The 14,745-nt window shown below is 67.0% G+C and carries 13 protein-coding genes; 4 read left to right on the top strand and 9 right to left on the bottom strand.

Translation table 11 applies throughout. The features are described from left to right. The first annotated feature begins 13 nt into the window (after window positions 1-13). The 3 genes from phcS (at window position 14) to GO999_RS03260 (ending at window position 3,547) form a co-directional block, all read left to right on the top strand. Window positions 14-1,342: a two-component system sensor histidine kinase PhcS gene (gene phcS, locus GO999_RS03270; protein ID WP_011002643.1), complete on the top strand. Its 1,329-nt coding sequence runs from the start codon at window positions 14-16 to the stop codon at window positions 1,340-1,342. Between the two features lie 8 nt (window positions 1,343-1,350). Continuing rightward, complete coding sequence (gene phcR, locus GO999_RS03265) at window positions 1,351-2,475, top strand: two-component system hybrid sensor histidine kinase/response regulator PhcR (protein ID WP_011002644.1); 1,125 nt, start codon at window positions 1,351-1,353, stop codon at window positions 2,473-2,475. 61 nt (window positions 2,476-2,536) lie between these two features. After that, the gene (locus tag GO999_RS03260; protein WP_019718258.1) at window positions 2,537-3,547 is read left to right on the top strand and encodes a response regulator; all 1,011 of its coding nucleotides are present in this window, start codon (window positions 2,537-2,539) and stop codon (window positions 3,545-3,547) included. A 24-nt stretch (window positions 3,548-3,571) separates the two neighbouring features. Here GO999_RS03260 and GO999_RS03255 read toward each other — a convergent pair whose 3' ends face one another. The 8 genes from GO999_RS03255 to GO999_RS03220 all read right to left on the bottom strand — a co-directional run bounded on the left by GO999_RS03255 (window position 3,572) and on the right by GO999_RS03220 (window position 12,874). Next, on the bottom strand, window positions 3,572-4,987 hold the full coding sequence (locus GO999_RS03255; RefSeq protein WP_019718257.1) for a THUMP domain-containing class I SAM-dependent RNA methyltransferase: 1,416 nt from the start codon (window positions 4,985-4,987) through the stop codon (window positions 3,572-3,574). Between the two features lie 21 nt (window positions 4,988-5,008). After that, window positions 5,009-5,431: a CopD family protein gene (locus GO999_RS03250; RefSeq protein ID WP_011002647.1), complete on the bottom strand. Its 423-nt coding sequence runs from the start codon at window positions 5,429-5,431 to the stop codon at window positions 5,009-5,011. A gap of 70 nt (window positions 5,432-5,501) precedes the next feature. Next, complete coding sequence (locus GO999_RS03245; RefSeq protein WP_019718256.1) at window positions 5,502-6,782, bottom strand: glutamate-5-semialdehyde dehydrogenase; 1,281 nt, start codon at window positions 6,780-6,782, stop codon at window positions 5,502-5,504. A 77-nt stretch (window positions 6,783-6,859) separates the two neighbouring features. Next, window positions 6,860-7,936 (bottom strand): DNA polymerase III subunit delta, encoded by a 1,077-nt coding sequence (gene holA, locus GO999_RS03240; protein WP_011002649.1) that lies wholly within the window; start codon window positions 7,934-7,936, stop codon window positions 6,860-6,862. Window positions 7,937-7,960: 24 nt separating this feature from the next. Further along, window positions 7,961-8,470 (bottom strand): LPS-assembly lipoprotein LptE, encoded by a 510-nt coding sequence (locus GO999_RS03235; RefSeq protein WP_011002650.1) that lies wholly within the window; start codon window positions 8,468-8,470, stop codon window positions 7,961-7,963. Window positions 8,471-8,509: 39 nt separating this feature from the next. Then, window positions 8,510-11,143: a leucine--tRNA ligase gene (gene leuS / locus GO999_RS03230; protein ID WP_211906533.1), complete on the bottom strand. Its 2,634-nt coding sequence runs from the start codon at window positions 11,141-11,143 to the stop codon at window positions 8,510-8,512. Between the two features lie 178 nt (window positions 11,144-11,321). Then, window positions 11,322-12,113: a 4-hydroxy-tetrahydrodipicolinate reductase gene (gene dapB / locus GO999_RS03225; protein WP_028860975.1), complete on the bottom strand. Its 792-nt coding sequence runs from the start codon at window positions 12,111-12,113 to the stop codon at window positions 11,322-11,324. Window positions 12,114-12,214: 101 nt separating this feature from the next. After that, a complete protein-coding gene (locus GO999_RS03220; protein WP_011002653.1) occupies window positions 12,215-12,874 on the bottom strand; it encodes an outer membrane protein assembly factor BamE in 660 nt (219 codons plus the stop codon). A 150-nt stretch (window positions 12,875-13,024) separates the two neighbouring features. Here GO999_RS03220 and fur point away from each other — a divergent pair, with 150 nt between their 5' ends. Next, complete coding sequence (gene fur / locus GO999_RS03215; protein ID WP_011002654.1) at window positions 13,025-13,456, top strand: ferric iron uptake transcriptional regulator; 432 nt, start codon at window positions 13,025-13,027, stop codon at window positions 13,454-13,456. Window positions 13,457-13,531: 75 nt separating this feature from the next. Here fur and GO999_RS03210 read toward each other — a convergent pair whose 3' ends face one another. Continuing rightward, entirely contained in the window at window positions 13,532-14,575 is a 1,044-nt protein-coding gene (locus GO999_RS03210; RefSeq protein ID WP_028853630.1) for a LysR family transcriptional regulator, read from the bottom strand. Window positions 14,576-14,745: the final 170 nt, after the last annotated feature.

Genomic DNA, 14,745 nt, shown 5'->3' with positions numbered 1-14,745 from the left:
GAGCGCACGCACCATGATCGCCGCCAACTACCAGGGCTATCACCAGGAGCTGTCCGATCTGCGGCTGGCCTTCAGCCGCAGCGGAGCCGTCACGGGCGTCGTGCTAGTGATGCTCGGCGTGGGGCTCGACTACGGCCTGTATCCACAGCATCAGGTGCTGTTCGGCGTCGCGCGGTTCCTCGTCTCGCTGATGATGCTGACCGTGATGCTCGGCCTCCCCACGCGATGGGGCCGGCCGCGCGTGCAGGCGCTGACGCTGCTGTGGCTCGTGCTGCCGCAGCTCATGATCGTCTGGATGATCTGGTACACCGATGGCGCCGAATCGCTGTATTACGCGGGGCTCAACCTGGCGATCTTCGCGGTCGGCATCGTCATGCCGCTGGGGTTCCTGCAGACGGTGCTGTTCGGGGCCTTCACGTACATCATCTGGGTCATCGCCTGCGTGATGCACGCCGGCGGCATCCAATCGCGCGGCACGTTCATCGTGCACTCGCTGTTCATCCTGTTTTCGGTCGTGGCCAGCGCGGTCTACACCTACTTCAACGAACTGGGCCGATTCCAGCTCTTCCAGCTGAAAGAGGAACTGGCCGAAAAGAACGAGCAGCTGGAAGCCATCAACCACAGCCTCACCGAGATCAAGGGGCAATTGCTGCAGCAGGAGAAGATGGTCGCCATCGGCACCCTGTCGGCCGGCCTGCTGCACGAGATCAACAACCCCGTCAACTTCTGCCTGATGGCGATCGCGGTGGCGCAGGAAGACAGCACCGCCAAGGCCAGCCCGATGCTGCTCGAATGCCTGGCCGACGCCAAGGAAGGCATGCAGCGCGTCCAGCACATCGTCTCCGACCTGAAGACCTTCGCCTACCGCAGCCCCGAGAAGGGCGTGGCCGACACGCCCTTCCTGGCGGAAAAGGCCATCGATTCGGCCATCCGCCTGACCAGCCACGAGCTGCGCGGCGTGGAAGTAAACCGCCAGTTGCCGCCCGACACGCTGGTGCGCGGCGACGAAGCCGCCATCATCGGCGTGCTGATCAACCTGCTGTCCAATGCCGCGCTGGCGATGCACAAGGCGCAGCGCGAGCACCCGTGCATCGACATCTCGGCGGAGTGGCACAACGGCCGGCTGTACGTGGTCGTCAAGGACAACGGGCCCGGCATCGCGGAGAAGAACCTGTCGCGCGTGTTCGAGCCGTTCTTCACCACGCGCGAAGTCGGCAAGGGCCTGGGACTGGGCCTGTCGATCAGCTACAGCGTGATCCAGCACCACGGCGGGACACTCTCGGTGGCCAGCCTGGAAGGCGAATGGGCACGCTTCACCTTCGATCTGCCGCGCGCGGAATAGGAGCGAGCATGGACGCCACGCCCGACACCGGCCCGACCATCCTGTATGTGGACGACGAGCAGCAGGCCTGCAAGTGGTTCACGCGCATGGTCTCGGCCAGCTACAACGTGCTGACGGCCAACAGCGTGGAAGAAGCCAAGGCGGTACTGCGCGACGCGCACGACCGCATCGGCGTGGTGCTGACCGACTTCCGCATGCCCGGCGGCGACGGCACCGAGCTGCTGCGCTTCATCGACGCGGAATACAGCGACATCGCCGCCATCCTCGTCACCGCGTACGCCGACAAGGATCTGCTGATCCAGGCCGTCAACACCGGGCGGGTCTTCAAGATCCTGGAGAAGCCCTACCAGCCGGAGGACGTGCGGCGCTCGCTGCAGGAGGCGCTGGCACTGCGCCAGGACCGCCTGCTGCGCACGCAGCGCTTGATGGCCATCGACGAGACGCTGGCGTTTCTCGCCCACGAACTGAACACCCCGCTGGCCGCCATCGCCAACTTCGCGCGCGGCATCCGCATGCGCGTCGACCAGACCGAGCCGGCCCCGGACACGCTGCCCGGCATCGGCCGCGCCGCCGACCGCGTGCAGGACAACGCGCGCTACTGCCTGTCGGTGCTGTCGACCTTCCTGAATTCGGTGCGGCACGCGCACGGCAAGTCGGAAGCGGCGTCGGCATCGGCACCCAGCAGCGCAGCCGGCCTCATCCGCTCGCTGCTCGACACCTATCCGTTCACCGCGGTGCAGCGCGATTGGGTGTCCTACCGGATCGAGCGGGACTTCCCGATCCTGACGCTGCCCAACTGCGTGATGCTGGTGCTGTCGTCGCTGACCAGCAACGCGCTGCACGCGCTGCGGCATACCGAGGCGCCACGGCTGGAGATCGTCGCCGCGGGCGCGGCGGCGCTCAACGGCACGCCCGGTGCCGGCCATACGATCCGCATCGAAGACAACGGCCCCGGCATCGCGCCCGACATCCTGGCGCGGCTGACCATCGACCCCGTGACCACGCGCGCCGAAGAAGGCGGCAATGGCATGGGCATGATTTTCTGTACGCGGATCATGCAGTCGTTCGGAGGCGGGATCGCCATCGATTCCGCCCCGAGCGCAGGCACGCGCGTGACCCTGACGTTCCCATGAACCGAGCGATACCAGGCACCACGCCGTACCTGATCCGCGTTTTTGCTAAGAGGAGTGATGGATGACCAACCCCGGGGACAATGAGCCCAAGATCCTGTATGTGGACGACGAGACATTGGCGCTGACCTATTTCGGCCGTGCCATCGGTTCACTGGCACCGGTCCTCACCGCCACCTCGGTCGAAGAAGGCAAGCGCATGCTCGACGAGCACGCCGCCACGCTGGGCGTGCTGGTGTCGGACCAGCGCATGCCCGGCGAACTCGGCAACGAGCTGCTGCGCTACGCGCGCGAGCGCTATCCGCACATGGTGCGTATCCTGACCACCGCCTACTCGGAAATCGAGGACACGGTGGAGGCGGTCAACCAGGGGCAGATCCACCGCTACATCAAGAAGCCGTGGGACATCACCGCCCTGCGGGTCGAACTCAAGCAGGCGCTCGAGTTCGCCGACCTGCGCCGCGAGCGCGACGCCCTGCTTCGCGAGAAGATGACGGTGCGGCAGAGCCAGACGCTAACCCATCGCATCGGTGCGCTGCAGACGCTGTACCTAGCGGTGTCGGGGCTGTCGTCGTTCAGCGCAGTCAACGACTACCTGCGGGCCGCCGCGGCGGTCGGCCTGCACGCGCTGGAACAGCCCGACTGGACACTGAAGGACTACACCGAACTGGTCGGCGAGGAAAGCCTGCGTACCGGCGAGTTCAGCAACGCCGTCCGGCAGGCGTACCAGGATCTGTCGACGCGCTTCGACGCCAAACCGCCCGCGCAGGCGCTGGAAGTCCTGGCGGAGGTGCTGCACGGCAAGGTCTCGCCGGCCGACGCAAGCGCGGCGGCGGTCGTGGATCTGGCGACGCTGACGGAATTCCTGGAGGCATCGTCGACGCACCGCGTCTCGACGGCGCATGCCGAATGGCTGGCCTTCCTGCTCTGGCTGGACGGCAAGGGCTGGTCGGTCACCGCCGAGCGCGATGGCGCCACCATCAAGCTGCGCCTGGTCGACAACCAGTCCCAGCTCACCCCCGCCCAGCTCGCCGCCTGGATGGAGCACTTCCAGGAGCAGCAGCAGGCCGCCTGACCGGCCACCCCGCGGCGCCGGCGCTCAGGATGCGTCGGCGCTGCCGCTGTCGGGCGACGGGGCGGACTCGCCCGCCGGACGGTCGCGCATACCGCCCTTGACCATCTCGAACCGGAACAGCCGGCATTCGATGTTGCCGTTGTACAGCGGCGTGCGCTGCGACTCCTTGAGCCGCATCCGGCGCGGCATCGACAGGTCGCCGGTGAAGACGAACGCCTGCCAGCCGGCAAACTCGCGCTTAAGCGTACCGGCGAAAGCCTGCGCGAACTCGTTGGCCGCGGCTTCCTCGCGCGGATCGATGACCGGCGCGGGCTCCGGCTGGCGCAGCTCGCGCGACGGACGGCGCGGGTCATCACGCCCGGCCCCCATCGCCCGGCTGGCCCGCTCGAAGACGGTGCCGTCCTGATCCCCGGTCTCGCCTTCCGGACCGCGGCGGCGCGAGCCGTGCGCACCGCGCACCACGATCCGCTCACCATACGGCGGATTCATCAGCAGCACGCCCGGCGCCTCGAACGGCGGCTTGCCGAAGCGCGCATCGACCTGCTTGAGCACCGGCTCGCCCGGCAGCCCCGCGCGGCGCCAGTTGGCGGCCGCATAGGCCAGCATGTCGGTGGAGATGTCGGCCCCCGCGATCAGCGGTGGGCGATGGCGCATGGCCGCGCCGGCGGCATCGGCCGCGGCTTCGCGCAGGCGCTTGAAGCGCTTGGCGTCGTGGTCGCGCATCCATTCGCAAGCGAAGGCGCGCTGGCCGCCCGGCGCAACGCCCAGCGCGCGCTGCGCGGCTTCCACCAGGAAGGTGCCGCTGCCGCACATCGGGTCGTAGAACGGTTGGCCCTGGGCACCCGTCCAGCCGGTCAGGCGCAGGATGCCGGCAGCCAGGTTCTCCTTGAGCGGCGCCTCGCCCTTCTCCTGGCGCCAGCCGCGCTTGAACAGCGGCTCGCCGGTGGTGTCGAGATAGAGCGTGCAGTCGGTCTCGCTCAGGTAGGCGTAGATGCGCACGTCGGGCGAGACGGTGTCCACGCTGGGACGCGCGCCGGCACGCTGGCGGAAGCGGTCGCAGATGCCGTCCTTCACGCGCAGCGCAACGAAATTCAGGCTCTGCAGCGGTGACTTGTGCGCCGTCACGTCCACCCGGATGGTCTCGTCGGGCGAGAAATGGTCTTCCCAGCGCTGGGCGGCGGTCAGGCTGTAGATGTCATCTTCCGAGCGGTAGCCGCGCGCGCCGAGGCGCATCAGCACCCTGCTGGCAATGCGGCTGTGCAGGTTGACGGCGTAGGCCGCGCCCTGCGCGCCGAAGAAGTGCACGCCGCCCGGCACGGTACGGCCGACCTCGAACGCGGCCAGCTCGTCCACCTCGGGGCGGATGGCGATTTCGGCCAGCTCATCGGCCAGCGCCTGTTCCAGCCCCCGGGGGCACGGTGCGAAGTAAGCGATCGGCATCGGACAAACAGAAACAGAAGATCAGAACGGCTTGACCACGACCAGGATCGTGATCGCCAGCAACAGCAGCACCGGCAGTTCGTTGAACCAGCGGTAGAACGTGTGCGAGCGCTTGTTGGCGCCCGCCTCGAATTTGCGCAGCAGCACGCCGCAGCCATGGTGGTAGCCGATGGCCACCAGCACCAGCGCCAGCTTGGCATGCATCCAGCCGTTCGGCGGGACCAGGCCGATGCGGTAGCCGAGGAACAGCCACAGCCCCAGCACGATCGCGACGATCGCCAGCAGGGTCGTGAAGCGGAACAGCTTGCGCGCCATCAGCAGCAGGCGCGTGACGGCCGCGGGCTGGGTTTCCATCGCCAGGTTGACGAAGATGCGCGGCAGATAGAACAGGCCGGCGAACCACGACGCAACGAAGACGATGTGAAAGGCCTTGACCCAGAGCATGCGGCGATCCTTGTGAGGAGAAAGCGTTGTGGACATGGCGCACGCTGCCCGCGCAGCGTGCGCGACGGTATCAGGTGCGGATCTCGCCGTGCCCGAACACCACGTACTTGAGTGACGTCAGCCCCTCCAGCCCGACCGGCCCGCGTGCGTGCAGCTTGTCGTTGGAGATGCCGATTTCCGCGCCCAGGCCGTACTCGAAGCCATCGGCAAAGCGCGTGGAGGCGTTGATCATCACGCTGGCCGAATCGACTTCGCGCAGGAAACGCATGCCGGTCGAGTAGTTCTCGGTGACGATCGAATCGGTGTGCGCCGAACCGTAGGTGTTGATGTGCTCGATGGCGGCGTCCACGCCGTCGACGGTGCGGATCGACAGGATCGGCGCCAGGTATTCGGTATGCCAGTCGGCCTCGGTGGCGTCCTTGAGCCCGCTGAAGCCGGCGGCCTCGAGCGTGGCGCGCGTGTCCGGACAGACGCGCAGCTCGACGCCCTTGTCCTGGTAGATCCTGGCCAGCGGCGTCAGCGCACGCGCGGCGACCTCGCGCGCCACCAGCAGCGTTTCCATCGTGTTGCAGGGCGCGTAGCGCTGCGTCTTGGCGTTGTCGCAGATGCGCACGGCCTTGTCGATGTCGGCGTCCACGTCGATATAGACGTGGCAGATGCCGTCGAGGTGCTTGATCATCGGCACGCGCGCTTCTTCCATCAGCCGCGCGATCAGGCTCTTGCCGCCGCGCGGCACGATCACGTCGACGTATTCCGTCATGGTGATCAGCTTGCCGACCGCCGCGCGATCGGGGGTCGCCACCACCTGCACCGCAGTGGCGGGCAGGCCGGCGTCCGCCAGCCCTTCCTCGATCAGCGCCGCCAGCGCGCCGTTGGATTCGATCGCCTCCGAGCCGCCGCGCAGGATGGTGGCGTTGCCCGATTTGATGCACAGCGCCGCCGCATCGACCGTCACGTTCGGGCGCGACTCGTAGATGATGCCGATCACGCCCAGCGGCACACGCATCTGGCCGACCTGGATGCCGGTCGGGCGGAACTTGACGTTGCTGATCTCGCCGATCGGGTCCGGCAGCGCGGCGATCTGCTCGAGGCCGGCCGCCATGGTCTCGATGGCGCGGTCGGTCAGCGTCAGGCGATCGATGAAAGCGGCATCCTGGCCATTGGCGCGGGCACGCTCGACGTCGCGCGCGTTGACGTCCTTCAGGCGGGCCGCGTCGCGGCGGATGGCGGCGGCAAGATGCAGCAGCGCACGGTTCTTCTGCGCGGTGCCGGCGCGAGCCATGCCGCGCGAGGCGACACGTGCCTGGCGGCCGACCAGCGCCATGTATTCGTTGACGTCGAACTGCTTCATGATGATCGCGACCGGCGGGACGCCGGCAATTCAGGGTGAGGACAAATCGGGGCCTCGCGGCCGGTGAATGCGGGCGGCTACACGGGAACCGGCAGGCTGTGCGGCCGCGCGATGCGCATGGCCAGCTGCAGCAGGCCGTCCCATGGCTCGGCGGGCAGCGACGGCTCGCGCAGGCCCTTGACCTGCCGGTCCAGCCTGGCCGCCATCTGCAGCGCCGCCTCCAGCTCTGGCTGCGACAGCCGCTGCACCGCCTGCGGCACCAGCCGCTCGCGTGGGCCCCAGACCCGCAGCTCGCGCAGCATCGAGGCCATCGGCTTGCCCTGGGCCGCGCCCGAGGCGATTTTCGATAATACGCGAATTTCCTCGGTCAGCGTCCACAGCACCAGCACGGTGGCCTCGCCCTCGCCGCGCAGGCCTTCGAGCATGCGCACCAGGCGCGGCACGTCGCCCGACAGCATCGCCTCGGACAGCTTGAAGACGTCGTAGCGCGCCACGTTGAGCACCGCGTCGTGCACGGCATCGAAGGACAGCACGCCGGGCGGATGCAGCAGGCCGAGCTTCTGGATTTCCTGGTGCGCGGCCAGCAAGTTGCCTTCCACGCGGTCGGCGATGAACTGCAGCGCGCGGCGGCCGGACTCGCCCGCTTCCACGCGCTGCTGCTGGCGGGCCAGGCGCTCGCCGATCCAGCCGGGCAGCTTGGCGCGGTCCACCGAATCGACCTTGATCGACACGCCCGCGCCCTCCAGCGCCGCGAACCACGCCGACTTGGCGGTGGCAAAGTCCAGCCGCGGCAACGTGATCAGCGTGACGGTGTCGGCAGCCGGCCCCGATGGCGTGCCCGCCGCCAGCGCGCGCAGCGCCTCGCCGCCGTCCTTGCCGGGCTTGCCGGAAGGAATCCGCAGCTCAACGATCTTGCGGTCGCCGAACAGCGACATCGACTGCTGCGCCTCCGTCACGCGCGACCACGAAAAGCCGCGCTCGACCGTCATCACCTCGCGCTCGGAGAAGCCCTGCGCGCGCGCCGCCTGGCGCAGCGCATCGACGGCCTCCAGCACGAGCAGGTGCTCGTCGCCGTGCACCACGTACAGCGGCGCCAGGCCCTTGGACCCGGCCTGCTTCAGGTGGCCTTCCAGCGCATCGAGCCGCAGTTGCATGGCGATCGCACCGTCCCGAGTGGCTTACGACGGCAGCCTGACGGAGGCAAGCCGCCGCACCAGCTGGTTGACGATGTCGCCCTGCATGTCGCGGTAGAGCGCAGCCTCTTCGTAGTCCTTCGCCAGCACCTGCGTCTCGTTGTACGACAGGTCGCGGAACAGGGTGATCTCCGACGGCGGGATCAGCAGGTTGTCGTGCGCGTCGCGCAGCTGGAAGCTGAAGCGGTAGGTGATGCGGTACTCGCGCACCACGCCTTGCGGCGTCAGCGACGAAATCGTCTTGACGCGGTTCTCGCTGAGCACGTCCAGGAAGGCATCGGCATCCTGCTTGTCGGAGACGACCACCGTGTCCGAGCCGTTGTCGATCAGCCGGCGCAACTGCGCGCGCATCTGCGAGTTCTGCGGCAGGTTGATGTATAGCCGCTTGAAGGCGAAATCGTTGTTGCCGCGCAGGTGAAAGCCGCAAGCGGACAGCAGGCCCGCCGCCGGCAGCGCAGCGGCCAGGGCGAGAACGAAACGGCGACGAGACGGCATAACCATGCGTTCCTTGCGTTCGATGCGGATGGGCGGCGCTCAGGCCACCACGTTGACCAGGCGGCCCGGCACCACGATGATCTTCTTGGGCGGCTTGCCCTCGGCAAAGCGATGCACGGCCTCATCCTTGGCCGCGATCGCCTCGATGGCGGCGCGGTCGGCATCGGCCGGCACCACGATGCTGCCGCGCACCTTGCCGTTGACCTGCAGCACGAGCTCGATCTCACTCTGCACCAGGGCGCCCTCGTCGACCTGCGGCCAGGGCGCGTCGAGCAGACCGCCGTAGGCACCCGCGTAACCGAGCTCCTGCCACAGCACATGCGTGATGTGCGGCACCACCGGATACAGCACGCGCAGCAGGATGCCCAGGCCCTCACGGCGCGCATCCGCGCCGGCGTCCTTGGCGCCTTCCAGCGCGTTGAGCATCTTCATCGCCGCCGAGACGACGGTGTTGTACTGCAGGCGCTCGTAATCGTAGTTGGCCTGCTTGAGCACGGTGTGCAGCTCGCGGCGCAGCGCGCGATCGGCATCCGTTGCGCCGTTGACCACGCCGTTGCCGTGGCCGGCACGGATGGACTCCGCATGCGCCACGCCAAAATTCCACGCCCGGCGCAGGAAGCGCGAGGCGCCCTCCACGCCGGCATCGCTCCACTCCAGCTGCTGCTCGGGCGGCGCGGCAAACATCGTGAACAGGCGCGCGGTGTCGGCACCGTACTGGTCGATCAGGGCCTGCGGATCGATGCCGTTGTTCTTCGACTTCGACATCTTCTCAACGCCGCCGATCACCACCGGCTGGCCGTCGGCCTTGAGCGTCGCGCCGATCGGGCGGCCGCGGTCGTCGGTCTGTACATCCACGTCGGCCGGGTTGATCCACTGCTTCTTGCCGGCCGCGTCTTCGCGGTAATACGTCTCGTTGAGCACCATGCCCTGCGTCAGCAGCTTGGTGAACGGCTCGTCGAACTTGACCAGGCCCAGATCACGCATGACCTTGGTCCAGAAGCGCGCGTACAGCAGGTGCAGGATCGCGTGCTCGATGCCGCCGATGTACTGGTCCATCGGCATCCAGTAATCGTTGCGGCCGTCGACCATGGTGGCGCCGTCCGGGCACGTATAGCGCATGTAGTACCAGCACGAATCGATGAAGGTATCCATCGTGTCGGTCTCGCGGCGCGCAGGCTTGCCGCACGACGGGCACGTGCACTCCAGGAAGCGCGCGTCCTTGGCGAGCGGGTTGCCGCTGCCGTCTGGCACCAGGTCTTCGGGCAGACGCACCGGCAGGTCCTGTTCCGGCACCGGCACCACGCCGCAGCTGTCGCAATGGATCAGCGGGATCGGCGTGCCCCAGTAGCGCTGGCGCGAGATACCCCAGTCGCGCAGGCGCCAGGTGGTTTTCTTCTCACCCAGGCCCTGGGCGGCCAGGTCGGCGGCGACGGCGTCCACGGCCTGCCGATAGTCCAGACCGTCGTACTTGCCGCTGTGGACCAGCACGCCGTGCTCCTTGTCGGCATACCACTCCTGCCAGGCTTCGGTGCCGAACGGCTGGCCCTTCACGTCGATGACCTGCTTGATGGCCAAGCCGTACTTGTTGGCGAAGGCGAAGTCGCGCTCGTCGTGCGCGGGCACGCCCATCACGGCGCCGTCGCCGTAGGTCATCAGCACGTAGTTGCCGACCCACACGGGCACGGCCTCGCCGGTGAGCGGATGCGTGACGGTCAGGCCGGTCGGCATGCCCTTCTTTTCCATGGTCGCCATGTCGGCTTCCATCACGCTGCCATGCTTGCATTCGTCGATGAACGCGGCAAGCACGGGATTGCCCTGCGCGGCATGCGCGGCGATCGGGTGCTCGGCGGCCACGGCGCAGAAGGTCACGCCCATGATGGTGTCGGCGCGCGTGGTGAAGACGTACAGCTTGCCGTCGCCGATCACCTTGCCGTCATCGCCGGGAATGCCGTGCGGGAAGGCGAAGCGCACACCCTCGCTCTTGCCGATCCAGTTCTGCTGCATCAGCTTGACGCGCTCGGGCCAGCCCAGCGGGTCCAGGTCGGACAGCAACTCCTGCGCATAGTCGGTGATGCGCAGGTAGTACATCGGGATCTCGCGCTTTTCCACCACCGCGCCCGAGCGCCAGCCGCGCCCGTCGATCACCTGCTCGTTGGCGAGCACGGTCTGGTCGATCGGGTCCCAGTTGACGGTGCCGGTCTTGCGGTAGGCGATGCCCTTCTCGAGCATCTTCAGGAACAGCCACTGGTTCCACTTGTAGTAGTCGGGACTGCAGGTCGCCACCTCGCGCGACCAGTCGATCGCCAGGCCCATCGACTGCATCTGCTTCTTCATGTAAGCGATGTTGTCGTAGGTCCAGGCGGCCGGCGCCACGCCGTTGTTCAGCGCGGCGTTCTCGGCCGGCATGCCGAAGGCGTCCCAGCCCATCGGCATCAGCACGTTGTACCCCTTCATGCGCAGCTGACGCGTCATCACGTCGTTGATGGTGTAGTTGCGCACGTGGCCCATGTGCAGCTTGCCCGACGGGTACGGCAGCATCGAACAGGCGTAGAACTTAGGCTTGTTCGAGCCGTCGGCGGCGCGCGCGTGTTCGGTCACGCGGTAGGCATCCTGTGCCTGCCAGTGTTGCTGCGCCTGCTGTTCGACCTCGGACGGGGAATATTTGTCTTGCATGATGACGTAGCGCGCCGGAGACCCCGGGGCGATGGCGGCCGCGACGCCAGTGCGCGCAGCCGGGATTGAATGACGATGACGGAAAAGGCCCGATTATACCGTCGCCATGCCCCCGGACCGGAGCATGGCGCACCGCGCGGACAGGCGACGGACCGCCCGGCCGGCGCGCTCGCCCGGCTTACAGGCCGAGCACGTCGTTCATGTCGAACAGCCCTTTCTTGCCCGCCAGGAAGCAGGCGGCGCGTACCGCGCCCTCGGCGTACGACTGGCGGGAATTGGAGCGGTGCGTGATCTCGATGCGCTCGCCCTCGCCGACGAACAGCACGGTGTGGTCGCCGACAATATCGCCGCCGCGCACGGTGGCAAAGCCGATGGAGCCGTTCATGCGCGGGCCGGTCTCACCCTCGCGCGCGTAAACCGCGCGCTCGGCCAGCGTCGTGCCCTGCGCCTCGGCCACGATCTCGCCCATCTTCAGCGCGGTGCCGGACGGCGCGTCGATCTTGTGCTTGTGGTGGGCCTCGACGATCTCGACGTCATAGCCCTGCGCCAGGATCTTGGCGGCCACTTCGATCAGCTTGAAGGTGGCGTTCACACCCACGCTCATGTTCGGCGCCCACACCACGCCGATGGTGGCGCCATAGTCCTTGAAGCTCGCTTTCTGCTCGGCGGTGAAGCCGGTGGTGCCGATGACCACGCCGACACCGAGTTCGCGCGCGATCTCCAGGTGCGCCAGCGTCGCCTCCGGACGGGTGAAGTCGATCAGCACATCGGCCTGGGACAGGCCGGCGCGCAGGTCATCGGTCACGATCACGCCCGTGGCCTTGCCCAGCCTGGCGCCGGCATCCTGGCCCACGGCATCGCTGCCCGCGCGGTCCAGCGCGGCAGCCAGCGTCACGCCGGGCGTGCGCAGAACGGTGTCGATCAACATCTGGCCCATGCGGCCCGAGGCCCCTGCAATCGCGATTTTCATGTGGATCGGAACGAGAAAAGAAAAAACGGTCGGTACAACGGACGAGCGGCGGAACCGGTCCGCCGCTCGCTGGTGGTCATGCTGCCCGCAGGCCGCGCTGCTCAGGGCGAGGTCGTCGCCGGCGGCGGCACGCTGGTGTCGGTGCCGCCACCGCCGGTGCGGCGCTCCGGCAGCGTGACATCCACGGCATTCTTGGCGCCGGCGCTCGACTGCACGCGGTCGCTCATCTCGGCGGACGGAATCGATGGAGCGCGTGTCGCCGGCGCGGCGCCCGCTGCCGCTGCCGCTTCCGCCGCGGCCTTCTTCGGCCGCTTGATGCCGTCGATCTCGGCAATCAGCTCGACCTCGGACGGAAGGTCATCGGCACCCGCCCACTTGGCGAGGCGATCCGCCTCGAACCAGACCGTCAGCTTGCGCTCCTGCACGACGTTGGTGTTGCCGCGCTTGAACGAGAAGACGTAATCCCAGCGGTTACCGTGGAACATGTCGGTCAGGAGCGGCGAGCCGAGCACGTAGCGCACCTGGTCGCGCGTCATGCCTTCCTTGAGCTGCGAAGCCTGCTCGCGCGAGACGAAGTTGCCCTGCACGATATCGATGCGATACGGCGTGATGGCATTGGCGATCTTGCGCGTGGAGTTGTCGTAGGTCGAACACCCGGCCAGCAGCGCCGACGCAGCGAGCACGGCGCCCAGCAGGAGGCTGGTGCGGCGGGCAGCGACGTCGGCAGAACGGACAGGACTGCGCGCAGAGAAAAAGGTCATGAGCGATCGGCCTTCAAACGGTCCCGGAGAACCCGGTACGGAAGCGGGCGGGCGACACTGGCGCGTCAAGCGCGCCTGTCGATAGGACTTTTGCCGCCAAAACCCTTATGATTGGAATATCTGAACATTGTACTCTAGGGAGCCAGGCGCATGCCGAGTCCTGCAGACCTCAAGAACATCGGTCTGAAAGCCACGGTGCCGCGGTTGAAGATTCTCGAAATCTTCCAGACCAGCGAAGAGCGTCACATGAGCGCCGAAGACGTGTACCGCATCCTGCTCGCCGAGCACATGGATATCGGGCTGGCAACGGTCTACCGCGTGCTGACCCAGTTCGAGCAGGCCGGCCTGCTGTCACGCAACAATTTCGAGTCCGGCAAGGCCATCTACGAGCTCAACGAAGGCAAGCACCATGATCACCTGGTCTGCCTCGATTGCGGCCGCGTGGAGGAATTCTTCGACGGCGAGATCGAGCAGCGCCAGCAGAGCATCGCCCGCGCCCGCGGATTCGCGCTGCAGGAGCATGCCTTGTCGCTGTACGGCAATTGCACCAAGGAACCCTGCCCGCACCGGCCCAAGCGCTGACGCAACAGCCGCCTCATCAAAAAAAACGGCCGCATCCACTGCGGCCGTTTTCGTTGGAGGAGCGCGGTGCTGGCATCAGACGGACAGCCGCGACTCATCCTCCTTTTCTGCATCGCCCTTACCGGTCTTGCCGCTCTTGCCGGAATCGTCGGTCAGCATGGGCGGGTGCATCGGCGCGATGGAGGCCTTGCCGGTGTATTCGGCCACCACCTGCTTGAACAGGTTGCGCGCCCACACCAGCATCGGGTGCGTGTTGCGGCTGCGGTGCCACAGCATGTTCAGGCCCAGCACGGTTTCCAGTTCGGACGGCAGCGGGAAGGCGCTGAGGTTGTAGGCCTCGCACACCAGATCCTTCATCAGCGAGTTGACCGTGAAGATCATGTCCGTCTGCGCCGCCACCTCGGCCTGGGTCCGCCATGCATGCACAGTCATGGTGGAGTGGCGCTTCAGGCCGCGCTGCTGCAGCGCGTAATCGAGCGGAATCAGCGACGGCGCCGCGCGGGTGCCGGGGTTGCCCTGCGCGATGAAGATATGCTCGCATTCGAGGTACTGATCGAGCGAGCAGTGATCCTTCAGGACCGGATGGTCCTTGCGCGCGCAGACCCACATGTTGAAGGAGGTCACGACCTCTTCCACGATTTCCGGATGCCGCGTCGGGAACGGGGAGAACGCCAGGTCCAGCTCATTGGAACGCATCGCCGCCACGTCGGCTTCCCACGAGGAGGACTCGGTCAGGCGCACCTGCAGACCCGGCGCCAGGCGCTTGACGCGCAGCAGGAAGCGGTCGAACAGGGCATCGCCCAGCGTGCCGGCGAAGCTGATGTTGAAGGTGCCGGCGGCTTCCAGGGGATCGAACGTGGCGATATCGCCTTCGTTGATCGCCGCCCACAGGTCGAGCATCTCGCGCACCTTGGGACCGAGCTCAAGCGCTTTAGGCGTCGGCGTCAGGCCGTGCGGCACGCGGATGAAGAGGGGATCGTCGAAGATTTCCCGCAGGCGGCCCAGCGAGTGCGATACCGCGGGCGCCGTCATGTGCATCTTTTCCGCGACGTAGGTGGCGTTCCGCTTGCTGAGCAGCTCTACAAAAATCACCAACAGCTTGGTATCGACGTTGACCATGGGACGCTTTGGCTCAGACAGAAGGTGGAAAGGCAGACGTTGCCGAGGCAACGGCCCAGACGCAGCAGGATACGGCGACTGCGTCACAAATGTAGTAATTGTCCAGTGTACGGATTGCCGGACGATTTTCAAAGCGAATTCCAGCAGCCCGTCTGCGAAATTTGCTTAGA

It is taken from the genome of Ralstonia nicotianae (assembly GCF_018243235.1).
Classification (GTDB): domain Bacteria; phylum Pseudomonadota; class Gammaproteobacteria; order Burkholderiales; family Burkholderiaceae; genus Ralstonia; species Ralstonia nicotianae.
The sequence above is the reverse complement of the archived record's forward strand: the minus strand, read 5'-3'. Positions and strand labels throughout refer to the sequence as shown.